At 38.6% G+C, this 22,196-nt stretch carries 23 protein-coding genes and 1 other annotated feature; of the genes, 20 read left to right on the top strand and 3 right to left on the bottom strand.

Annotated features, from left to right (window positions below; translation table 11 throughout):
- Positions 1–40: 40 nt before the first annotated feature.
- Both MHB65_RS24600 and MHB65_RS24595 read left to right on the top strand, forming a co-directional pair.
- Entirely contained in the window at positions 41–1,468 is a 1,428-nt protein-coding gene (locus MHB65_RS24600; protein ID WP_342442036.1) for an aldehyde dehydrogenase family protein, read from the top strand.
- Between the two features lie 69 nt (positions 1,469–1,537).
- A complete protein-coding gene (locus tag MHB65_RS24595; protein ID WP_004233566.1) occupies positions 1,538–2,017 on the top strand; it encodes an acyl-CoA thioesterase in 480 nt (159 codons plus the stop codon).
- Between the two features lie 34 nt (positions 2,018–2,051).
- On the opposite strand, the gene MHB65_RS24590 is transcribed toward MHB65_RS24595, so the two are convergent.
- A complete protein-coding gene (locus tag MHB65_RS24590; protein WP_205446194.1) occupies positions 2,052–3,362 on the bottom strand; it encodes a globin-coupled sensor protein in 1,311 nt (436 codons plus the stop codon).
- 283 nt (positions 3,363–3,645) lie between these two features.
- Here MHB65_RS24590 and MHB65_RS24585 point away from each other — a divergent pair, with 283 nt between their 5' ends.
- Positions 3,646–3,855: a hypothetical protein gene (locus MHB65_RS24585; RefSeq protein ID WP_342442035.1), complete on the top strand. Its 210-nt coding sequence runs from the start codon at positions 3,646–3,648 to the stop codon at positions 3,853–3,855.
- A gap of 47 nt (positions 3,856–3,902) precedes the next feature.
- Here MHB65_RS24585 and corA read toward each other — a convergent pair whose 3' ends face one another.
- Together corA and MHB65_RS24575 are read right to left on the bottom strand one after the other, a co-directional pair.
- Positions 3,903–4,865: a magnesium/cobalt transporter CorA gene (corA, locus tag MHB65_RS24580; protein ID WP_342442034.1), complete on the bottom strand. Its 963-nt coding sequence runs from the start codon at positions 4,863–4,865 to the stop codon at positions 3,903–3,905.
- Positions 4,866–4,900: 35 nt separating this feature from the next.
- Positions 4,901–5,584 carry a class I SAM-dependent methyltransferase gene (locus tag MHB65_RS24575; RefSeq protein ID WP_342442033.1) on the bottom strand — a complete coding sequence of 228 codons (684 nt, stop codon included), beginning with the start codon at positions 5,582–5,584 and terminating at the stop codon, positions 4,901–4,903.
- Between the two features lie 124 nt (positions 5,585–5,708).
- Here MHB65_RS24575 and MHB65_RS24570 point away from each other — a divergent pair, with 124 nt between their 5' ends.
- From MHB65_RS24570 to rpmG, 17 genes are all read left to right on the top strand, one after another.
- A complete protein-coding gene (locus MHB65_RS24570) occupies positions 5,709–6,014 on the top strand; it encodes a DUF4870 domain-containing protein (protein WP_016992147.1) in 306 nt (101 codons plus the stop codon).
- A gap of 267 nt (positions 6,015–6,281) precedes the next feature.
- Entirely contained in the window at positions 6,282–6,752 is a 471-nt protein-coding gene (locus MHB65_RS24565) for a CtsR family transcriptional regulator (protein ID WP_004233573.1), read from the top strand.
- A gap of 13 nt (positions 6,753–6,765) precedes the next feature.
- On the top strand, positions 6,766–7,308 hold the full coding sequence (locus MHB65_RS24560; protein WP_205446188.1) for a UvrB/UvrC motif-containing protein: 543 nt from the start codon (positions 6,766–6,768) through the stop codon (positions 7,306–7,308).
- Complete coding sequence (locus MHB65_RS24555; protein ID WP_205446186.1) at positions 7,305–8,414, top strand: protein arginine kinase; 1,110 nt, start codon at positions 7,305–7,307, stop codon at positions 8,412–8,414. The genes MHB65_RS24560 and MHB65_RS24555 overlap by 4 nt, the downstream gene beginning before the upstream one ends.
- Positions 8,404–10,848: an ATP-dependent Clp protease ATP-binding subunit gene (locus tag MHB65_RS24550; protein WP_205446185.1), complete on the top strand. Its 2,445-nt coding sequence runs from the start codon at positions 8,404–8,406 to the stop codon at positions 10,846–10,848. Before MHB65_RS24555 ends, MHB65_RS24550 begins: the two co-directional genes overlap by 11 nt.
- A gap of 91 nt (positions 10,849–10,939) precedes the next feature.
- Complete coding sequence (gene radA / locus MHB65_RS24545; protein WP_342442032.1) at positions 10,940–12,316, top strand: DNA repair protein RadA; 1,377 nt, start codon at positions 10,940–10,942, stop codon at positions 12,314–12,316.
- A gap of 285 nt (positions 12,317–12,601) precedes the next feature.
- Positions 12,602–13,687 (top strand): PIN/TRAM domain-containing protein, encoded by a 1,086-nt coding sequence (locus MHB65_RS24540; protein WP_342442031.1) that lies wholly within the window; start codon positions 12,602–12,604, stop codon positions 13,685–13,687.
- A gap of 11 nt (positions 13,688–13,698) precedes the next feature.
- On the top strand, positions 13,699–14,394 hold the full coding sequence (gene ispD / locus MHB65_RS24535) for a 2-C-methyl-D-erythritol 4-phosphate cytidylyltransferase (protein WP_205446180.1): 696 nt from the start codon (positions 13,699–13,701) through the stop codon (positions 14,392–14,394).
- Between the two features lie 293 nt (positions 14,395–14,687).
- A complete protein-coding gene (gene epsC / locus MHB65_RS24530; RefSeq protein WP_205446179.1) occupies positions 14,688–15,629 on the top strand; it encodes a serine O-acetyltransferase EpsC in 942 nt (313 codons plus the stop codon).
- A gap of 141 nt (positions 15,630–15,770) precedes the next feature.
- Complete coding sequence (gene ispF / locus MHB65_RS24525; RefSeq protein ID WP_205446178.1) at positions 15,771–16,247, top strand: 2-C-methyl-D-erythritol 2,4-cyclodiphosphate synthase; 477 nt, start codon at positions 15,771–15,773, stop codon at positions 16,245–16,247.
- 91 nt (positions 16,248–16,338) lie between these two features.
- Positions 16,339–17,799, top strand: coding sequence for a glutamate--tRNA ligase (gltX, locus tag MHB65_RS24520; RefSeq protein WP_205446177.1), 1,461 nt, complete (start codon positions 16,339–16,341; stop codon positions 17,797–17,799).
- A gap of 50 nt (positions 17,800–17,849) precedes the next feature.
- Positions 17,850–18,067, top strand: a binding site (T-box leader).
- Between the two features lie 60 nt (positions 18,068–18,127).
- A complete protein-coding gene (gene cysS / locus MHB65_RS24515; RefSeq protein ID WP_342442030.1) occupies positions 18,128–19,528 on the top strand; it encodes a cysteine--tRNA ligase in 1,401 nt (466 codons plus the stop codon).
- Positions 19,529–19,533: 5 nt separating this feature from the next.
- Entirely contained in the window at positions 19,534–19,953 is a 420-nt protein-coding gene (locus MHB65_RS24510) for a Mini-ribonuclease 3 (protein ID WP_342442029.1), read from the top strand.
- The gene (rlmB, locus tag MHB65_RS24505; RefSeq protein ID WP_342442028.1) at positions 19,953–20,705 is read left to right on the top strand and encodes a 23S rRNA (guanosine(2251)-2'-O)-methyltransferase RlmB; all 753 of its coding nucleotides are present in this window, start codon (positions 19,953–19,955) and stop codon (positions 20,703–20,705) included. The genes MHB65_RS24510 and rlmB overlap by 1 nt, the downstream gene beginning before the upstream one ends.
- 2 nt (positions 20,706–20,707) lie before the next feature.
- On the top strand, positions 20,708–21,220 hold the full coding sequence (locus MHB65_RS24500; RefSeq protein ID WP_205446173.1) for an NYN domain-containing protein: 513 nt from the start codon (positions 20,708–20,710) through the stop codon (positions 21,218–21,220).
- A 68-nt stretch (positions 21,221–21,288) separates the two neighbouring features.
- Complete coding sequence (sigH, locus tag MHB65_RS24495; protein ID WP_004233587.1) at positions 21,289–21,936, top strand: RNA polymerase sporulation sigma factor SigH; 648 nt, start codon at positions 21,289–21,291, stop codon at positions 21,934–21,936.
- 77 nt (positions 21,937–22,013) lie between these two features.
- On the top strand, positions 22,014–22,160 hold the full coding sequence (gene rpmG, locus MHB65_RS24490) for a 50S ribosomal protein L33 (protein WP_004233588.1): 147 nt from the start codon (positions 22,014–22,016) through the stop codon (positions 22,158–22,160).
- Positions 22,161–22,196: the final 36 nt, after the last annotated feature.

Below are 22,196 nucleotides of genomic sequence, written 5' to 3'. Positions count from 1 at the left end.
AATAAAGAAGAACTTAATTATTTGGAGGTGCATTTGAAGGATGAAGGAAACAAAACTGTGGATTAATGGTCAGTGGCAAGATGCAGAGGAAAGCTATGAGCTAGCTTCTCCATATAGCGGTGAGGTTATTGCTCATGTAGCAAAAGCATCTATTCAAGATGTAGAGAGAGCTATCGAAGGTGCACAGCAGGCATTCCAATCGTTTAAAAAAACAACAGCCTACGAACGTGCCGAAATATTATATAAAGTTGTTGATAGAATGCGACAACGAAAAGAAGAACTTGCAGAGATTTTAGCCTTAGAGGCAGGAAAGCCTTTAGTCGCAGGATTAGCGGAAATTGATCGTACAATCGCAACCTATCAATTTGCAGCAGAGGGAGCTAAACAGTCAAAAGGTGAGACTGTTCCAATGGATGCAGCCCCTGGAGCAGGGGATCGAATAGGCTGGACAAAAAGGGAACCCTTAGGTGTGATATCGGCCATTACGCCATTTAATTTTCCATTCAATTTAGTGGCACACAAGTTAGGTCCAGCATTTGCAGTAGGTAATACCGTTGTATTAAAGCCAGCAACACAAACACCACTAAGTGCTATCGTTATGGCTGAAATTTTCCGTGAGGCAGGATTACCAGATGGAGCATTGCAGATTGTGACAGGAAGTGGAGGCGAGCTTAGTGACACACTTGTCACACATCCATACGTCAAAAAAGTAACGTTTACAGGTAGTGGTAAAGTTGGTTTGAGAATCAAAGAAAAAGTCGGTTTACGTAAAGTAACTTTAGAGCTAGGTTCTAATGCAGCAGTAATTGTCGAACCCTCTACGCCAATAAATAAAATTATCAGTCGTTGTGTAAGCGGTGCTTTTAACTTTGCTGGACAAGTATGCATTTCGTTACAACGTATTTATGTGCATTCTTCCATTATTGATGAATTAACTAAAGCATTTGTTGCAGAAACTGAAAAGCTTATAGTTGGAGATCCATTAAATAAAACTACAGATGTCAGTGCCATGATTCATTCAGACGAAGTGGAACGCATCAGAGAGTGGATTGAGGAGGCACAACAACAGGGTGCCGTGATTGCAACTGGGGGCGTATTTACAGAACGTACTTTAACACCAACAGTTATGACGAATGTGACAGCTGATATGAAAATTGTCTGCCAGGAAACATTCGCACCAATCGTCTCAATTGTTTCATATGAAACATTAGACGACGCAATTCGACTAGTAAACGAGTCGGACCTTGGCCTAAATGCAGGTATTTACACGAATATATTGTCAGATGCTTTATATGCAGCAGATGAATTACAGGCTGGTGCTGTCATTATTAATGATATTCCGACATTCCGGGTAGATAACATGCCATATGGTGGTGTAAAGATGAGTGGTTATGGACGTGAAGGAATTAAGTGGGCAATAGAGGAAATGACTGACATGAAATTTATTTCGATGAAAAAATCGTTCTAAATTTGCATCAGCTCTTTTTCTGCGATACGATGACGAAAGAACATCATGAGAAGGGAAGTTGCAAGAATTATGCCAAACAACGCTGTACCAATGAGCCAATCTCGTACGGTTCAATCGCGTCTCGTATTACCCCCAGACACAAATAATCACAATTCTATTTTCGGTGGAAGAGTGTTAGCTTATATTGATGAAATTGCTGCTATTACAGCAATGAAACACGCAAAAGGTCTTGTAGTGACAGCTTCTATTGACTCGGTTGATTTTTTATCCGCTGCACATGTAGGAGATATTCTTGAAATTGAGAGTATTGTTTCGTCTACAGGACGTTCTTCAATGGAGGTTTATGTTCGCGTTGTTTCTCGCAATATTGAGACTGGCGAGGAAAAATTAACGACAGAATCATTTGTCACGATGGTTGCAGTAAATGAGGAAGGGAAACCAGTACCAGTTCCTTCGATTTACCCTGAAACAGATGAAGAAAAGCGTTTATTTGAAACCGGGCCAGCAAGACGAGAGCACCGTAAACAAAAACGTGCATTGCCGCATTAAGGAAAAAGGGAACTCTAAATGAGTTCCCTTTTTTTTACATATTTAGCTCATTGACAACATTAATGAGTGAGTCAGAAGAAGAGGAGACTAGCGTAGCCCCTTGCGATAATTCCGTAATTAAATTAGAAATGGCTGAAATATCTCTTGATGTATTTACATATTGTTGTTGAATGCCAGAAACTGCATCAGCAATATCATTAAATGACTTGGATAAACTTTCTTGTGTATTGACACTATGCTGAATTTTTTGATCGACATTCACAACTGAATTAGCCATTGTCGTAATATTACTTTCCGTTTCCTTAATGAGGTGAGAAACATTTTGTACGGCGTTTTTAGTTTCCTCAGCAAGTTTACGCACTTCCTCAGCTACTACCGCGAAACCTTTCCCATGTTCTCCAGCTCGAGCAGCCTCAATAGAAGCATTTAATGCTAATAGATTTGTTTGATCAGCAATGCCTGTAACAAGCCCAACGATTTCGGAAATTTTTTGAGAAGAGGTACGTAATTGATTCATCGTTACTTCAAGACCGTTGACACTTTGCAAAATAACTTGGATTAAATCATTTTGTTCTTTCAACTGCTGTTGGCCCCGTCTTGATTTTTCTTGTGTATCTGCTACGAAGCTCAATCCTTGCTTGGTCGCTACAGCAATATCATCTGTTTGCGAGGAAATCACTAATAATGATGCGGCCGTTTCTTCACTAATGGCATTAAGCTCCTCTGCAGTACTTTGAATCGTCGTTACAAGGGAATTTTTTGTTGCATCCGCTGCAGAGCGAATACGTTCTTCCTCTTTTTCATATGCCTCAATCACAAGTTGTTGCTCAAAGTTAATGATTTTACAAAAAGCATTTATAGCACGAATAGCATCTGTTTTGGAGATATCTACTTCGTTCACAAAGTTTGCGAAAGTAGTAGTGAGTGACTGAAATGAGGCAATATACCATTTTGACTGCAAGCCAATTCGAACGTGGGCCTCAGCAATGGCTTTTCGTTCAGCAATGTAGGCATCATTAATACGACTTTCAAAAATGTCACTTAAATGTTTATGTAACGTAATCTTCAAACGATCAATATGTGATGTTCTATTAATAATATCAAGTAAATCTTGGCTCAAACTAATGGCTACATAAAATTTCTCCACCATTTCAGGAATTAAGTCTTTAGCTAAAGGCTGTAGTTGCTTAATGATGGCTAAATCTTCAAGTGTTAAATTTAAAAGTTGTAATTGTTTTTGAAGATTGGGGTGGTTCAATACATCTAATTGTACACCGCTCTTAAAATTTTCAGGTGTTAATGTAATTGAGTAGCTAGAACTACTGTTTTTTGAAAACCAACTCATTATTATTTGCTCCATTCTTAATATCCATAATAAATTGTAAGTAAATAAGCACTTTTAGAATTTGTTAGGTTTGTAAACTTAATAAATAAATGGGATTAAATCTATTTTACTATTATTTGCTGAATATTTGGTTAAAAAATTGGTTATTTCTTTATTTTTTTACTTTATTGTTAGTCCAAATGGTGAAGCGATGTAGATTTGAATTTAAAATAGGAAACCTGTAAAATACGAACTGTTTAGTAATAGAAAAATAGTACGTAAAAAGAATAGGAGGAGGGATGGTATGGAGAAAAAACGTTTTAAATTTGTTATTCCAGTCATGGTGATTGTCGCCATTGGTTCCGTTTATATGCTGCGAAACTATCATGCTGAGGTACCAGATGTTGATCAATTATTAATTACAATATGCGCATCTTTAGGATCAGGGGTACTAGCCTACTTTTTATTTCCACAGCAGGGCGATAATAAAATTGATGACAGAGGACCGTATTAATAGATTGAAAAAACTGCTCGTTTTCGCAACAAAACGAGCAGTCTTTTTTATGGTTTAAATAGTTTAAACCAGCCCTTATGTTTAAAGATGGCCAACATAAAGATAACGATAATAATCATAATCCCAAGTACAATAAAATAGCTATATTGTCCATGAAGCTCCGGCATATTATCGAAATTCATCCCATACACACCAGCAATGAAGGTAAGTGGGATAAAGATTGTTGAGACAATTGTTAAAGTCATCATAATACCATTCATGCGACTAGAACTCATAGCCATATAACTATCCCGCATATCCGCTGTAAGCTCTCGATTGGATTCAACCATCTCTGTTAGCTTAAGTAGATGGTCATAGATATCTCCAAAATAAGCTCTTTCCGATTTCTTTAGTGAGAAACGGTAAGAATTAAGAACGCGATATAAAAGATCACGCATTGGTAAAATAGTACGTCTTAAGTCAAGTAAGTCACTACGGAACTCGAAGACAATCTTCATGGCATTTACGTTGCTTTGGTATGTAAGTTCACCTTCTAATGCATTTAGATGATCTTCAATTTTGTAAACGAGTGGAAAATAACTATCAACAATTTTATCAATGGTTTGATACGTTAAGTATACGGTACCGCGCTCCCAATTCTTCGGTTGGTTTTCTAGCATCTTCTGCACCTTATCTATTTCAGGGACAGGACTTTTATGGAAGGTTACGATAAATTTATTGGAGGCAAATATATTAACCTCCTCTGCAGCTAACGTCTCTTCGTTTACTCGATGAATGACAAAAAAATGAAAATCATCATAAAAGTCGAGCTTCGGACGCTGTAATCTCATTAAGCAATCCTCAATAGCAAGAGGGTGAAAGTGAAAAAATGTATCCAACAATAATTCTTCCTCGGCTGTAGGACAATTAAAATCAACCCAATACCATTCAAATTCTTGCTGATGTATCTCCTCTAATGGAAAATCCTTTAACAGTTGTTGTTGTTTTGTAATGCCAATGGTGCTTATCACGGTTTTCACCTCAAATTATTTACTACAAAATATAGTTAGTGCTCCTCTTTAAAGCATACCCAACCACCAAACAAAGTAGTGGCAAAAAATCTAGAAGGTTTTGTAAAGCCTGCACTTTGTAAAAGTGTTAAAATATCCTCTTCACTCATAAAAGAAAGAGAGCGAATGGATTTCTCCATCTCTGCTACATCAGACACAGAAAGTCTAGTATGTTGTAGCCAATAGGAACGCCATAAATCAAATTGTATCTCTGTTTCTAAAGAGCCTTGCTGACCATACTTTGCAACAAGGACAAATGGTGCTCCAGGTTTTAAATATTTTGCTATTTCTTTTAATGTCACCAGCTTTTCTTCATCATCCCGAATAAAATGCAAGACGAGAATACAGCTTGCTGCATCAAACTGTGTGGAGGTCAGCGGAGCATCGAGTATTGTAGCCTGATGGAATGACATATTATTAGGTAGAGCGAGCAAACGCTCTTTAGCTATGTTAAGCATGGATTCTGATGGATCAATGCCCGTGAATGACCAGTGTGGTCTTCCTTCTGCAAGCTGTAAAATTTCATTGCCACTCCCTGCACCCACAACTAACATGTTAGCGTTTTCTGGAAGTTTGGAATGATAAAAGGTTTGTATTAAACGCAGCATGGCATCATAACTTGGCAACGTACGGCGAATTCCCTTTTCATATTCATTTGCTAATGTGTTGTTAAATTCCATCTCTCATCACAGCCTCTCAAAAAAATTTTTAAAAATCCTTTTTAATGTGAAACTATTGCGGGTATAGTTCCGTAAATAGTAGTACATAAAACATAGATAAAGTTCAAAGAAAGGGTTGATATATATGGAGACTAAATGGTCTAAAGTAATCATACACGCAAGTGCATTTTTTGCGCCATGGTTAGTGCCCATTATTTTCTTTTTAATTAGTTCGGATGAGGAAGTTAAGGCAATTTCTATTCAAGCATTGCTATTCCAAATTGTCATGGGCGTTTTAATTGCTATCTCTGTAGTTTTAAGCTTTGTCCTTATTGGCTTACCATTTTTAATCATTTTCGGCATTATGCTATTTGTTGTACCGATTATCGGTATTGTAAAAGCATTGTCTGATGAACCTTGGCGTTATCCAATTGTTGGTCGCTGGGTATAATTTTCATAGACGCAAGTATATGCTAGTTGCATATGCTTGCGTTTTTTCTATGACTAATAAGGGTACATTAGGTATATGAGGAAATTATAAAACCGTACACAAATGATCGAAAAGGTGTTATTTTCGGCGCTTAAAAAGGCATTTTCAAGACTTTCCACTTTTCTATGGGCGAAATCATTGCAATTTTTTTCAAGCGTTTTGTATAATATACTCAAAGAAAGTCAAAGATAGTCAAAGTCAGTGAAGCAAGCGAGGTGTATTCCTAAAATGCGTAATATATCAGACATCATAGAAGGTTACTTAAAGCAAGTACTTGAATTAGGTGGAGAAGGGCATATTGAAATTAAACGTAGTGAAATCGCTGATAAATTTCAATGTGTACCATCACAAATAAATTATGTCATTAATACAAGATTTACTGCCGAGCGGGGTTACCTTGTTGAGAGCAAACGTGGTGGTGGTGGATACATTCGAATTTTACGTGTCCGCGCGAATTCACAGATTGATTTAATCGACGATGTTCTCAGGCAAATTGAAGGTGGGGCATCACAAACGATGGCAGAAGATTTGGTTTATCGACTGATTGATGAGCAGGTAATTTCAAAGCGAGAAGCGAAATTAATGTTAGCAGCAATTGATCGCTCCACGATCGACTTGCATCTCCCATTAAGAGATGTCATTCGATCAAAAATATTGCGAGCAATGCTGACAACAATTAAATATGAACAGCAAAAATAGTGAGGTGATGGAAATGATATGCGAACATTGTAAACAACGTAATGCGACAGTTACAGTAACACAAGTTCAAAGTGGGCAAAAGGTGGAGCACCATTATTGTGACGTCTGCGCCTCACAATTCCATCCATTTCATGCAGAGTTTAAACAAGAGCCAGTATCTATTCAACAGTTATTGTCTAACTGGTTTGGCTCTCCTACATGGCAAAAGGTGGGGGAAAAACAACAGGTACAACCACAACAGCAAACATGCCCACAATGTGGATTTTCGTATAAGCAATTTTTAAAAGAGGGAAAATTCGGGTGCCCAAGCTGTTATGACACATTTAGTGAACATTTGCCGAAGCTTTTTAATCGCATTCAGGCAGGTCCACAACACATTGGTAAAATGCCTGGTGCTCGCAGCAATGTGTATGTTATTAAAAAGCAAATAGAGGATATCCGCAAGCGTATGAAGTCCGCCGTAGAGGAAGAACAATTTGAAGAAGCGGCGAAGCTACGTGATGAAGTCAAAGAGCTAGAAAAACATCTACAATTTGAAGGTGGTGATGTGTCATGATGATTGAATCATTTTTAGAGCGTGCGACGCCAACCTGGATGCATATCAAAGATGATTACTCAGATATTGTCATTAGCACACGGATACGCCTTGCTCGAAATTTAGATGGGTATCGTTTTCCATTAGCCTTTTCAGAGAATGAGGCATTGCAGGTGGAACAGGCCGTTACACATGCTGTAAGCGATAGCCCAACGCTTCAAAATGATTATGCTTATTTTGCTATAAAGGATTTAACGCCTTTACAGCGTCAAATTCTTGTAGAAAAGCATTTGATTAGTCCGCAATTGGCTAAAAAAGAGCAAGTGGGTTCTATACTACTTTCTGAAGATGAATCCGTTAGCATTATGGTGAATGAAGAGGATCATTTACGCATTCAATGTATGACAGCAAGTTTTCAACTTCAAAGTGCCTATGAACAAGCAAATAAGATTGATCGTATCCTAGAGAAAGTATTACCGTATGCTTTTCGAGATACTTTTGGTTATTTAACAAGTTGTCCAACGAATATTGGTACGGGTCTACGAGCGTCCGTCATGATGCATTTACCCGCTCTTACACTAACGGGGCAAATGAATCAAATTATAAATGCCATGACACGCTTAGGAATGACTGTAAGAGGTATATATGGTGAAGGAAGCGAAAATTTAGGGAATGTTTATCAAGTGTCTAACCAAATTACACTTGGAAAGACAGAGGAAGATATTTTAGCAGACATACAAAGTGTCGCTGAAAAGATTATTCAAAAAGAACGCCATGCAAGAGGTAAATTAATGGAAAAGGCAGAGCTTGCTCTAGAGGATAGAGTATATCGAGCTTTAGGCACCCTTACACATGCGAGAATTTTGACAAGTGAGGAAGCCGCGACTTGCCTATCTAATGTTCGTCTAGGAGTAGATTTACAGATGATTGATGGTATACAAGCAACAACTTTAAATGAATGTGTTGTTTGTATGCAACCAGGTTTTTTACAGCACTATGCAGGTGAGGTACTGCCACCTGCTGAACGAGATCGTGTACGAGCGGAAATGCTTCGCGAGACATTATCTCAAGAATATGCGAATAAGCCTATAAATGGGGAAAAAGGAGAGGATTTATATGATGTTTAATCGTTTTACACAACGCGCGCAAAAAGTATTACAGCTTGCTCAGGAAGAGGCTATTCGTTGGAAGCACGAATCTATCGGTACAGAGCATATACTATTAGGGCTTATACGTGAAGGCGGCGGTATTGCTGCGAAAGCGTTAGAAGCCATTGATATTAGTCCTCAAATGATTGAAGCTGGAATTGAAGAATTAGTTGGTAAGGGCAAAGAAGATGTCGGTCCAATCGTTCACTATACGCCAAGAGCTAAGAAAGTAATTGAACTATCTGTTGATGAGTCACGTAAATTAGGTCACTCTTATATCGGCACAGAGCATTTATTATTGGCGCTTATACGTGAAGGCGAGGGTGTGGCAGCTCGCGTTTTAAACAATGCGGGGGTCGGCTTAAATAAAGCTCGTCAGCAAGTATTATTGCTATTAGGTAATAATGATAATGCACAATCTGGTCAACAAGCAGCTCAAGCTGCCAATACGCCAACATTAGATAGCCTAGCACGTGATTTAACACAAATTGCACGTGAAGGTACATTAGATCCTGTTATTGGGCGAAGCAAGGAAATTACACGTGTGATTGAAGTTTTATCGCGTCGTACGAAAAATAACCCTGTATTGATTGGTGAGCCAGGTGTTGGTAAAACAGCGATTGCTGAAGGATTAGCACAGCAAATTATCAATAATGAAGTACCAGAAATCCTTCGTGACAAACGTGTCATGACACTAGATATGGGTACGGTTGTTGCAGGTACAAAATATCGTGGTGAATTTGAAGACCGTTTGAAAAAAGTGATGGATGAAATTCGCCAAGCAGGTAACATCATTTTATTTATCGACGAATTGCATACATTAATTGGTGCAGGTGGTGCTGAAGGTGCGATTGATGCATCGAATATATTAAAACCATCTTTAGCACGTGGTGAGCTTCAATGTATTGGTGCCACAACACTTGATGAGTACCGCAAGTATATTGAAAAGGATGCAGCTTTAGAGCGTCGTTTCCAACCAATCCAAGTGGATGAGCCGACAGTGGAAGAAGCTATTCTAATCATTCAAGGCTTACGTGATCGTTATGAAGCACATCACCGTGTAAAAATAACAGATGAAGCGATTGAAGCAGCGGCAAAAATGAGTGATAGATATATTTCAGACCGCTTCTTACCCGATAAAGCGATTGACTTAATCGATGAAGCAGGTTCTAAAGTACGCTTACGTTCATTCGCAGTGCCACCGAACTTAAAGGCACTTGAGGATAAGCTTGAAAATGTTCGTTCTGAAAAAAATGCAGCCGTATCAGGTCAAGAATTTGAAAAGGCAGCAGCACTAAGAGATACTGAGCAAAAGCTGAAGGATGAAATTGAAGCTACACGAAAAAATTGGAAAGAAGAGCAAGGTAAAGCCGAATCTAAAGTGACTGTGGATGATGTAGCAGCAGTTGTATCAATGTGGACAGGAATCCCAGTAGCTAAAATTGCTTCTGAAGAATCTTCGAAGTTATTACAGCTTGAAGAAGAGTTACACAAACGTGTAGTAGGGCAAAGTGAAGCGGTAGAAGCCATTTCTCGTGCAATACGTCGTGCAAGAGCAGGCTTAAAAGATCCAAAACGACCAATTGGTTCATTTATCTTCTTAGGACCTACAGGTGTTGGTAAAACAGAGCTTGCAAGAGCACTTGCTGAAGTAATGTTTGGCGATGAGGATGCGATGATTCGTGTTGATATGTCCGAGTATATGGAAAAACATTCGACTTCTCGCTTAGTAGGTTCACCTCCAGGCTATGTAGGCTTCGATGATGGTGGCCAACTAACAGAGAAAGTTCGCCGTAAGCCATATTCAGTCGTTTTATTAGATGAAATTGAAAAGGCACACCCTGATGTATTCAATATTCTATTGCAAGTGCTTGAAGATGGTCGTTTAACAGACTCTAAGGGACGTGTAGTAGACTTCCGTAATACAGTGGTCATTATGACTTCAAACGTTGGTGCTGATGCATTAAAATACCAAAAGAGCCTTGGTTTCAATGTAGGTGGTGCAGAGTCTAAGCATAAAGACATGAAGGGTACGATGTTAGAAGAATTGAAAAAGGCATTCCGTCCAGAATTCTTAAACCGTATCGATGAAATGATTGTCTTCCACGCATTAGATAAAGAGCATTTAAAAGAAATCATTGCAATGATGGGCAATGCATTAACAAAACGCTTGAAAGAGCAAGATATTTCGTTAGAGTTAACAGATGCGGCACTTGAAAAAATTGCTGAAGAAGGTTATGACCCTCAATATGGTGCTCGTCCACTACGTCGTGCATTACAAAAGCAAGTAGAGGATCGACTATCAGAAGAATTACTAAAAGGTAATGTAGAGAAGGGTAATCAGGTTATCATTGATTATGTAAACAATGAATTCATTGTAAAGAAAAAAGAGGGAGTATCCATCTCTAAATAATTTCATGGAAAGACAGTGAGGCTTTAAGTGCCAAGCTGTCTTTTTTTCTGTACAATTAAGGATAAGAACAAATATTCGAGGTGAAAGCAACTTGGCAAAGAAAAAAACGAAATTTGTATGTTCAGGCTGTGGCTATGAATCTGCAAAATGGATGGGAAGATGCCCTGGATGTGGTGAATGGAATAAAATGGTCGAAGAAGTGGAGATGGTTGCTAAAGGTCCACGTGGAGCATTTCAACATTCTGCTACAGTTACCCAAAAGGCAATTCCGATTATCCAGGTTGAAGCTACTGAGGAATCCCGTGTAGCGACAGAAATGGGCGAACTCAATCGCGTATTGGGTGGTGGTATTGTGCCTGGTTCTCTAGTATTAATTGGGGGCGATCCTGGGATAGGAAAATCAACATTACTATTACAAGTTTCCGCATTACTTTCGAATAAAGGGCATCGCGTACTTTATATTTCTGGAGAAGAATCCATTCGTCAAACTAAATTACGAGCAGAGCGTTTAGGGGTGATTTCTCAAGAGCTTTACATATACTCCGAAACGAACCTAGAGTTTTTAAACCAAACCATTGATGAAGTCAAACCTAAGTTTGTCATTGTCGATTCCATTCAAACGGTCTTTCATCCAGAAGTAACAAGCGCGCCAGGTAGTGTATCACAGGTTCGTGAATGTACAGCAGAGCTTATGCGAATCGCTAAAACAAAAGGCATTGCTATTTTTCTAGTAGGGCATGTAACAAAAGAGGGGCAAATTGCAGGGCCTCGTATTTTAGAGCATATGGTTGATACTGTACTGTATTTTGAAGGGGAAAGACATCATAATCATCGTATTTTACGAAGCCAAAAAAACCGCTTTGGCTCTACAAATGAAATTGCCATATTTGAGATGCTTCAAGGAGGTTTAAAGGAAGTTCTAAACCCTTCAGAGTTGTTTTTACAGGAGCGTTCACAGGGTGCAGCGGGTTCAACTATTGTTGCATCAATGGAGGGAACAAGACCAATCCTTGTGGAAATTCAATCCTTAGTTACACCTACAAGCTTTAACTATCCTAAACGTATGGCAACGGGTGTCGATCAAAACAGAGTACAATTGCTAATGGCTGTACTGGAAAAGCGTATGGGCCTCATGCTACAAGCTCAGGACGCATATATTAAAGTTGCTGGTGGTGTCAAATTGGATGAGCCAGCAATAGATTTAGCGGTGTTGACGAGCATTGTATCTAGTTTTAAGGATCAGGCAGTGCGTGCAACCGATTGTTTTATTGGTGAGGTAGGGCTGACAGGTGAAGTCCGCCGAGTGTCACGTATAGAGCAGCGAGTCATTGAAGCGGCGAAGCTTGGATTTAAAAGAGCTTTCATTCCAGCTTCGAATATTGGGGGCTGGGAATTTCCACAGGGAATTGAAATTGTTGGCGTAGAAACGATAAAAGATGCATTAAATGCTTGTTTTAGAGAGTTGTAAAAGAAAGTGTGCATGTTGGATACCATTCTGACATGCATTTTCCTTCATTTTTTGATGCTAATATTGAAACTCAAATAAAAGAATAATCGTCCTAGATAATAGCTGATGAAGGGATAAAGGATTGTCATTTTATACGTACTAAAATAGAAGTTTGTAAAATTATGACTAACTGACCTATTCTTGTTTCACAACATCAAAAATAATGAGAATTTGATTGAGCTCATGAAAGATTTTCTGCCTTAAACTATGTATAATCTTAACTAAACAATTAGGAGGTGACAGCTTGTGAAAAAATTTGTTCAAATTGCGTTTTTACTGATTGGAGGAGCATTGGGCCTTGTTTTCTTACCGCCATTATACGAATTGCTTCATTTATCATCTAATCCTTGGCTAGATAATCCTTATGTATCAGTAGCTTTAGGCGCGCTTTTACTGTTTACACTATCTTTTGCATTTTCCGATTACTTTGTAAAGCTCATTAGCTGGATGGAAGAAGTGCTGTTTAAGGTACCTATCGGAGATTTATTATTTGGTACGCTTGGCTTAATAATAGGGTTGATTGTCGCTTACTTTTTAGGCTTTGCCATTGATAGTGTACAAATCCCTGTTATTACGGAAGTGCTTCCTATTATCCTGTCATTTGTTTTAGGGTATTTAGGGTTCCGTCTAGGCTTTAGAAAAAGAGATGAGCTCATACAGCTTTTTACATTACGTAGTAACAATACGAAGAAAAAGGCTGCTGAAGGTGCTGAACTTCAAGAAGTTCGTGGGAGCTACAAATTGCTAGATACAAGTGTTATTATCGACGGTCGTATTGCTGATATTTCTGAAACAGGATTCATCGAAGGCGTTCTAGTTGTACCTCAATTTGTGCTCACAGAGCTTCAGCATATAGCTGATTCGTCAGATACATTAAAGCGCACAAGAGGTCGGCGTGGTTTAGATATTTTAAAAAAATTACAAGATGAGCGTAAGACAAAAGTTGAAATTACGGACGAGGATTTTGAAGATGTACAAGAGGTAGATTTAAAGCTTGTACGTCTTGCGAAAAAAATGGGTAACGACACACAAATTGTTACGAATGATTTTAACCTGAATAAAGTCTGTGAGCTCCATCATGTAAAAGTATTAAATATTAATGATTTAGCGAATGCAGTGAAGCCTGTGGTCATACCAGGTGAAGATATGCAGGTTGTGGTTATAAAGGATGGCAAAGAGCATAATCAGGGAGTTGCCTATTTAGATGATGGAACGATGATTGTTGTTGAAGGTGGTCGTAGTTATATCGGACAGGCAATTACAGTTACAGTTACTAGTGTGCTGCAAACATCAGCAGGTCGTATGATATTTGCTAAACCGAAGGACGATTAGGATGTGGGAAAATGCAATATGAAGTAGTTCTACCTGCAGCAGGAAGTGGGAAGCGTATGGGTGCAGGGCAAAATAAATTATTTTTAAAACTTTTGGAGAAACCTATTCTGATACACACGCTAGAAGTGTTTCAACAAGATCCCTCCTGCACAGGTATTTGGCTTGCCGTTAAACCAGAAGAACGTGCATATATTCAAAAGCTGCTAGAGCAGTTTGAGATTACGAAAGTGAAGGGTTTACCTGATGGGGGGGCTGAGCGTCAGCATTCCGTTCATTCATGCATGAAAGAGATGCAACAGGTAGATATTGTGCTTGTCCATGATGCAGCACGTCCGTTTATTACGCATGATATCATTGCAAAGCTTGTACAGAACGCGCATGATCACGGTGCAGCCATTGCAGGGGTTCGTGCGAAAGACACGATGAAAAAAGTATCAACGAATGGCATTATTGAGGAAACGGTTGATCGCGAAAGCCTATGGATGGTACAAACACCACAAGCATTCCGCTTTGAGTTAATTATGGAAGCGGAGGACGTAGCTGAAAAAGTAGGTTTTCTTGGAACAGATGAGGCGATGCTAATGGAGCGTCTTGGACACCAAGTACACATCGTAGAAAGTAGTTATGAAAATGTAAAAATGACGACACAAGAAGATCTAGTATTTGGTGAGGCAATCTTGCGTAAGCGTGAATCATTCAATCTTTAAGAAATATTATTTATATAGGCTATTCATTCGAAAGTGTTAAGGATGAATAGTCTTTTTATATGTTGTGATTCGTAAAATTACCTCTTTGTTTCGAAATATGTCAATTCATATAAGTACGATAATGATATAGGGATAGTCGAATGAGAAACGGAGGCGTGGGAAGTGGATAAAAGTTGGTAATGGCTTAAATAAATTGGGTTTTATCCATGTGATCGTCTTACGTGTAATGAAATAGTGGATATATGTTTAATAAGGTAATAGAATAGATGAAAAAGATGTGAGGGGTGTTTATTGTGTCATTAAATGAATGGTTAAATCAAAAGGTTCCCGAAATTACAGGTTCATTAACAAGTATAAATAAACAGTACATCGACGTTGACAACTCAATAGGCTTTGATGGACGGGATCGGGTTATAAAAATAATAGATAATTTCCATGAGGTGCTGTTTCCTGGCATTTATACAAAAAGACCTATTGATGAAACAAGAGTGAACGTAGTTTGCAGTAATAAGCTGCGAGAAACAGCAATAGATTTACGGGATATTATCGAAAAAGTATTGTTTTATAATATGGAGGACAGTGATCCTGCCAATTGCGAGAAGTATTGCCGTGAACAAGCAGACAAAATTGTTATGAATTTGATTAATCGGTTTCCTGCCATTCGTCAAGTGTTACAAACAGATATTCAGGCGGCATATAATGGTGACCCAGCAGCTCTATCCACAGAGGAAATTTTGCTAAGCTATCCATCTATTGTGGCTGTTTATATTCACCGAATCGCACATGAGCTATATGAGATGGGCGTACAAATTGTACCTCGTATTATGTCAGAATACGCACATCGATTAACGGGTATCGATATTCATCCGGGGGCTACCATAGGAGAATCATTCTTTATTGACCACGGAACAGGGGTCGTTATCGGTGAAACTTGTACTATTGGAAAGAATGTGAAAATTTATCAAGGTGTAACATTAGGTGCACTAAGCTTCCCGTTAGATGAAAACGGTAATCCGATTAAGGGCATTAAGCGTCATCCGAATATTGCTGACAATGTTGTCATTTATGCTGGTGCTACGATTTTAGGGGGCGAGACGACGATTGGGCACGATTCCGTCTTAGGGAGTAATATTTGGCTAACACATTCTGTTCCCCCTTATTCACGTGTTTACAATTCACAGCCATCACCGAATATTAGCAACAGTCAAATGAAAAATATAGAGTATCATATTTAAAAAATGTTGGGCAGTCTAGGGAGTATAGCTTTCTAAACTGCCCATTACTGCTAGAGGAGGATAATTATTAAAGCGCTTTTCAAACACCCTTTGGTAAACTTTGATATGATAATGATAAATATTAATTAAAGGAAGATGAATATGTTTCGAATTGGACAAGGTTTTGACGTACATGCATTTGAAGAAGGGCGTCCATTAATTATTGGTGGCATTACAATTCCGCATGAAAAAGGACTAGTAGGACATTCTGATGCGGATGTTCTTTTACACACGGTCACAGATGCAGCTCTAGGAGCAATTGGAGAAGGGGATATTGGCCGTCATTTTCCAGATACAGACCCTGCATTTAAGGACGCAGATTCAGCAAAATTATTAGAGTACATTTGGAAAATTGTTGAGGATAAGGGTTATGCTCTAGGTAATGTGGATTGTACCATTATGGCACAACGTCCTAAAATGGCACCCTATATTGGACAGATGCAACAGCGCATTGCTGAATTATTACACGCAGAGCCTTCACAAGTAAATGTTAAGGCAACAACAACCGAACGATTAGGCTTTACAGGTCGCGAGGAAGGTATAGCGGCAATGGCCACGATTCTTTTGATTAAGAAATAAATGTGGATGAACTCCGCTTTTATTTCCTGTAACAGAGTGGTAAAATGAACAAAGTCAATTTTTTGATCGAAAATTTAGGAGGCTTTTAATTATGACGAAAGAAGTTCGCGTTCGTTACGCGCCATCTCCAACAGGTTTTTTACATATCGGTGGAGCGCGTACAGCATTATTCAATTATTTATATGCAAAACATCATAACGGTAAATTCATTGTACGTATTGAAGATACGGATATTGAACGTAATGTAGAGGGCGGAGAAGCATCTCAGCTAGATAACCTAAAATGGTTAGGTATTGAATATGATGAGTCCATTGATATTGGTGGACCTTATGCGCCTTATCGTCAAATGGAACGTCTTGATATTTATAAAGAGCACGCTGAAAAACTATTAGAGCAAGGTGTAGCCTACAAGTGTTTCTGTTCCTCTGAAAAACTTGAAGCATCTCGTGAAGAACAAAAAGCAAGAGGTGTAGCAGCTCCAACTTATGATGGTACATGCCGCCACCTATCAGCAGATGAAGTCGCAGCGAAAGAAGCGGCGGGTGAGCCATATACAATCCGTATGCGCATTCCAGAAAATGTAACATATGAATTTGAGGACTTAGTTCGTGGACAAGTTACATTTGAGTCTAAAGATATTGGTGATTGGGTACTTGTAAAAGCAAATGGTATTCCAACATACAACTATGCAGTTGTTTTAGACGATCACTTTATGGAAATCTCTCACGTTTTCCGTGGTGAAGAGCATTTATCGAATACACCAAAGCAAATGATGATCTTTGATGCATTTGGTTGGGAATATCCACGCTTTGGTCATATGACATTAATTATTAACGAAAACCGCAAAAAGCTATCTAAGCGTGATGAATCGATTATTCAATTTGTTACGCAATATAAGGATTTAGGCTATCTTCCTGAAGCAATGTTCAACTTCTTTGCATTACTTGGTTGGTCTCCAGAAGGGGAAGAGGAGATTTTCTCAAAAGAAGAATTTATTAAAATCTTTGATGAAAAACGTCTTTCTAAATCACCGTCTATGTTCGATAAGCAAAAACTAACATGGATGAATAATCAATATATTAAAAAACTATCTTTAGAAGAAGTGGTCGCATTATCTTTACCTCACTTACAAAAAGCAGGCTTATTACCTGAAGAACTTACTGCAGAGCAACATGCATGGGCGACGGATTTAATTGCACTTTATCATGACCAAATGAGCTTTGGTGCAGAAATTGTCGAATTATCTAGCCTATTCTTTAACGAGCATATTGAATATGATGAAGAAGCAAAAGAGGTTTTAGCAGGAGAGCAAGTACCAGAAGTAATGGCAGCGTTTAAAGCGCAATTGGAGGAACTAGAAGAGTTTACACCGGATGCGGTAAAAGCTGCGATTAAAGCTGTACAAAAGACAACTGGCCATAAAGGTAAAAATCTGTTTATGCCAATCCGTGTTGTGACAACAGGTGAAACACATGGACCAGAGCTGCCAAACGCCATTTGTTTAATTGGTAAAGAGAAAGCAATTGACCGTGTAGAAAAATTTGCGCAATAAAGAGAAATTTATTGACAATTCATTCTTTCGTTGTAAAATGTATTTACATTGAAAAAGCGTTGATAAGGAGAAGTAAGTAGCGCATGCTCTTAAGAGAGGACCATCATCGGCTGAAAGTGGTCTGAGCCTAGGCAAAACTGAAATGCACCTTTGAGCATAAGGCTGAACGATAGTAGGCTTTATCGAGTCGTCCCCGTTAAAGGATGTCCAAAGTGGAAGGATTTTTCCTTCAATCAGAGTGGAACCACGCAAATCGAGCGTCTCTGTCATTCCTTTTAGGAGTGATAGGGGCGCTTTTTTATTCATCAGAAAAGGAGAGTGAAATACAATGGGTATTCAAATTTTTAACTCATTAACAAGACAAAAAGAAACCTTCGTCCCGCTAGAAGAAGGTAAGGTGAAAATGTATGTCTGCGGTCCAACTGTTTATAACTATATCCATATTGGGAACTCACGTCCTGTAATTGTTTATGATACAGTACGTCGTTATTTTCAATATAAAGGCTATGATGTAAAGTTTGTGTCCAATTTTACGGATGTAGACGATAAAATTATTAAAGCAGCAAATGAGCTAGGTGAAGAAGTGCATGAATTAACAGAGCGCTTTATTGCAGCCTATTTTGAAGATGTTATGGCACTAGGATGCAAAAAAGCAGATGTTCATCCACGTGTGACAGAGCATATGGATGATATCATTCAATTTATTCAAGTGTTAATTGATAAGGACTATGCTTATGAGTCTGCTGGAGATGTGTATTATCGTACTCGTAAATTTGATGGATACGGTAAATTATCACATCAATCAGTTGACGATTTAAAAATCGGTGCTCGTATTGAAGCAGGCGAGAAAAAAGATGATGCATTAGATTTTGCTTTATGGAAAGCGGCTAAGCCAGGTGAGATTTTCTGGGAAAGCCCATGGGGAGATGGCCGTCCAGGTTGGCACATTGAGTGTTCTGTAATGGCTCGTGAACATTTAGGAGATACTATTGATATTCATGCTGGTGGGCAAGATTTAACTTTCCCACATCACGAAAATGAAATTGCCCAATCAGAAGCACACAATAATAAGACATTTGCTCGTTATTGGATGCATAACGGGTATATTAATATAGATAATGAAAAGATGTCCAAATCTCTTGGGAATTTCATTCTTGTGAATGATATTCGTAAACAAATTGACCCGCAGATACTACGTTTCTTTATGTTATCTGTCCATTATCGCCATCCAATTAACTTTGCGAAGGATTTAGTAGAAGCTGCTGCTGCAGGTTTAGAGCGCATTCGTACAGCTTACAACAACGTGAAACATCGCCTTACGACTACAGTAAGCTTAGGTGACCATTCAGAAGAATGGCTTAGCAAAATTGCGGAACAAAAAGCACAGTTTGAAGAGGCAATGGATGATGACTTTAATACAGCCAACGCGATTTCTGTATTATTTGAAATAGCTCGTATTGCTAATATTTACTTAAATGAAGCCAATACTTGCAAGAAGGTATTAGAAACCTTTATTGAAACTTTTGAAGTACTAGGTGACGTCCTAGGTATTGAATTCGCAAAAGAAGAAGAACTATTAGACGAAGAAATTGAAGCATTGCTACAAGAGCGCGTGGAGGCACGTAAAAATCGTGATTTTGCTCGTTCTGATGAGATCCGTGACCATTTGCAAGCCCAAGGTATCATTTTAGAAGATACACGACAAGGAACTAGATGGAAACGAGGGTAATTAAGTTGGATAAACTTCGCAATGAAGATGTTAAACAATTAAATGCGCTGGCGTTAGCCTATATGGGTGATGCTGTATTGGAACAAAAAATCCGAGAATATTTGTTACGCTCTGGTCGTGTTAAACCTAATACACTTCATCGAGAGGCAACTCGCTACGTATCAGCAAAAGCGCAATCTATGATCGTTCATCGCATGATGGATGGAAATTATTTAACAGAGGAGGAATTGGCTGTGTTCCGCCGTGGACGCAATGCCAAATCCGGCTCTGTACCAAAAAATACTGATGTCCAAACCTATCGTAATAGCTCAGGCTTTGAGGCGGTGCTTGGTAGTTTATATTTATTAAATGAACTAGAACGCGTCTACGAAATCATTGCATATGCTATTCAAATAATCGAGGAATCAAAAGGAGTGTCTAAATAATGGCAGAACAAAATGGTGAAATTATTGCCGGTAAAAACCCAGTGTTAGAAGCACTTCGTTCAGGCCGCGATATGAATAAAGTATGGATTGCAGAAGGAGTAAAAAAATCGGGTGTCAATGAACTGCTAGATTTAGCCCGAGAACGTGGTGTTATAGTTCAATTTGTCCCAAAAAAGAAAGTTGATCAATTATCAAGTGCCAATCACCAAGGAATCGTTGCTTCTGTTGCCGCATATGAGTATGCTGAACTTGAGGACTTATTTGCAGCAGCAGCTAATAAACAGGAAGATCCCTTTTTCTTAATCCTAGATGAGTTAGAGGACCCTCATAATCTAGGGTCTATTATGAGAACGGCTGATGCTATAGGAGCACATGGTATAATTATTCCTAAGCGTCGATCAGTGAGTTTAACAGCAGTAGTGGCAAAGGCATCTACAGGTGCGATTGAACATGTTCCCGTTGTACGTGTAAACAATCTTGCTCAAACAATCGATGAATTAAAAGAACGCGGTGTATGGATTGCGGGTACAGATGCGAAGGGATCTGCAGATTATCGAAAGATGGATGCAACATTACCATTAGCCATCATTATTGGTAGCGAGGGCAAGGGAATGGGTCGTTTATTAAAAGAAAAATGCGATTTTTTATATCACCTACCAATGGTTGGGCATGTCACATCACTGAACGCATCAGTAGCAGCGGCTCTTTTAATGTACGAAGTGTATCGTAAACGTCAAGAAGCGATTGAATAACAATGAAAAACATTTTGCTTGTTGATGGCTATAATATGATTGGATCTTGGAAAGAGCTGCGGCCATTGCGTGATACGAATTTTGAAGATGCGCGAAGAAGGTTGATAGAACTCATGGCTGAATATAAAGCGGCAATGGGTTGGCGCGTAATTATTGTTTTTGACGCACACCTTGTACCAGGAGTAGAGCAATCTTATATAGAAAATGATGTAGAAGTCATTTATACACGAAAAAATGAAACAGCAGATGAACGTATTGAAAAAATGACGCATGAATTAAAGGCTAGAAATGTACAAATTCATGTAGCAACCTCTGATATGGCAGAGCAAAGTGTTATATTTGGGAATGGTGCTCTAAGGAAATCGGCTAGAGAGCTAGAAATTGATACAAGTATTATCCAACATAAAATTACGCATGATGTGAAGCGAAAACAAGAAAGTAAGCCACCTTCTCGTATAGAATTAAAGCCAGATGTTGCGCTCGCCTTTGAAAAATGGCGACGAGGGATGAAATGATTGATTGACGCATATTTTCCAATTCCGTTATACTGATTCTAATTATCTGTTGTGGCTGAGGTGATACCATGTTTAAAAATAGCATTGTACAAGTGACACAAGATTTTGAACGATTCAATGATGAAGAGCTTATTGAAATGGTGCATCAAGGTAATACAGATGCGTTGGATTATTTAATTACGAAATACCGTTTGTTAGTAAGAGCGAAGGCAAGATCCTATTTCTTAATTGGAGCAGATAAGGAAGACATTGTGCAGGAAGGCATGATAGGCTTATATAAAGCGATTCGTGATTTTAAAGGAGATAAGCTTGCATCTTTCAGGGCTTTTGCAGAGCTATGTATTACAAGGCAGATTATCACGGCTATTAAAACAGCAACTAGGCAAAAGCATATACCTCTAAATTCCTATATCTCTTTGGACAAGCCTATATTCGACGAAGAGTCAGACCGAACGCTTATGGATGTGCTAACAGGTGCTATTATGGATGATCCAGAAGAATTGATGATTCATAGAGAAGAGTTTGGATATTTAGAAGAAAAGATGAGTGAGATTTTAAGTGAATTAGAGCTACAAGTTTTAGCCTTATATCTAGACGGTCAGTCTTATCATGAAATTTCCGCTAAATTAAATCGTCATGTGAAATCTATTGATAATGCATTGCAGCGGGTAAAGCGCAAATTAGAACGTCATTTAGTGCTTGAGGAAATGTCTTAGTCCGTATAGGCCTTTATTGACATTGACAAATATAGGTGTTAGTCTTAAAAAGACAAAGTGCCGAAAAAGGTGATTATATGGCAAAAAAAGTCGTGCTAAATTGCGAGAAATGTGGTTCGAGAAATTACACGTTCCCAGCTAAAGAAGGCTCAACTGTACGTCTCGAATTAAAGAAATTTTGCTCGCATTGCAATGAACATACAATGCATAAACAAACGCTATAAAATGATATGTAAATAGACAGATTTGATTGATTCGGA

It is taken from the genome of Lysinibacillus sp. FSL K6-0075, assembly GCF_038592945.1.
GTDB classification, from domain to species: Bacteria; Bacillota; Bacilli; order Bacillales_A; family Planococcaceae; genus Lysinibacillus; species Lysinibacillus fusiformis_F.
The sequence above is the reverse complement of the archived record's forward strand: the minus strand, read 5'-3'. Positions and strand labels throughout refer to the sequence as shown.

Coding starts and splice junctions, on each gene's coding strand:
- MHB65_RS24560 (WP_205446188.1), top strand. CDS start 6,766: ATGATATGCGAACATTGTAAACAACGTAATGCGACAGTTACAGTAACA.
- MHB65_RS24565 (WP_004233573.1), top strand. CDS start 6,282: ATGCGTAATATATCAGACATCATAGAAGGTTACTTAAAGCAAGTACTT.
- rpmG (WP_004233588.1), top strand. CDS start 22,014: ATGGCAAAAAAAGTCGTGCTAAATTGCGAGAAATGTGGTTCGAGAAAT.
- MHB65_RS24500 (WP_205446173.1), top strand. CDS start 20,708: ATGAAAAACATTTTGCTTGTTGATGGCTATAATATGATTGGATCTTGG.
- MHB65_RS24575 (WP_342442033.1), bottom strand. CDS start 5,584: ATGGAATTTAACAACACATTAGCAAATGAATATGAAAAGGGAATTCGC.
- MHB65_RS24600 (WP_342442036.1), top strand. CDS start 41: ATGAAGGAAACAAAACTGTGGATTAATGGTCAGTGGCAAGATGCAGAG.
- cysS (WP_342442030.1), top strand. CDS start 18,128: ATGGGTATTCAAATTTTTAACTCATTAACAAGACAAAAAGAAACCTTC.
- MHB65_RS24550 (WP_205446185.1), top strand. CDS start 8,404: ATGATGTTTAATCGTTTTACACAACGCGCGCAAAAAGTATTACAGCTT.
- ispF (WP_205446178.1), top strand. CDS start 15,771: ATGTTTCGAATTGGACAAGGTTTTGACGTACATGCATTTGAAGAAGGG.
- MHB65_RS24585 (WP_342442035.1), top strand. CDS start 3,646: ATGGAGAAAAAACGTTTTAAATTTGTTATTCCAGTCATGGTGATTGTC.
- gltX (WP_205446177.1), top strand. CDS start 16,339: ATGACGAAAGAAGTTCGCGTTCGTTACGCGCCATCTCCAACAGGTTTT.
- sigH (WP_004233587.1), top strand. CDS start 21,289: ATGTTTAAAAATAGCATTGTACAAGTGACACAAGATTTTGAACGATTC.
- MHB65_RS24555 (WP_205446186.1), top strand. CDS start 7,305: ATGATGATTGAATCATTTTTAGAGCGTGCGACGCCAACCTGGATGCAT.
- MHB65_RS24595 (WP_004233566.1), top strand. CDS start 1,538: ATGCCAAACAACGCTGTACCAATGAGCCAATCTCGTACGGTTCAATCG.
- MHB65_RS24590 (WP_205446194.1), bottom strand. CDS start 3,362: ATGAGTTGGTTTTCAAAAAACAGTAGTTCTAGCTACTCAATTACATTA.
- MHB65_RS24570 (WP_016992147.1), top strand. CDS start 5,709: ATGGAGACTAAATGGTCTAAAGTAATCATACACGCAAGTGCATTTTTT.
- rlmB (WP_342442028.1), top strand. CDS start 19,953: ATGGCAGAACAAAATGGTGAAATTATTGCCGGTAAAAACCCAGTGTTA.
- ispD (WP_205446180.1), top strand. CDS start 13,699: ATGCAATATGAAGTAGTTCTACCTGCAGCAGGAAGTGGGAAGCGTATG.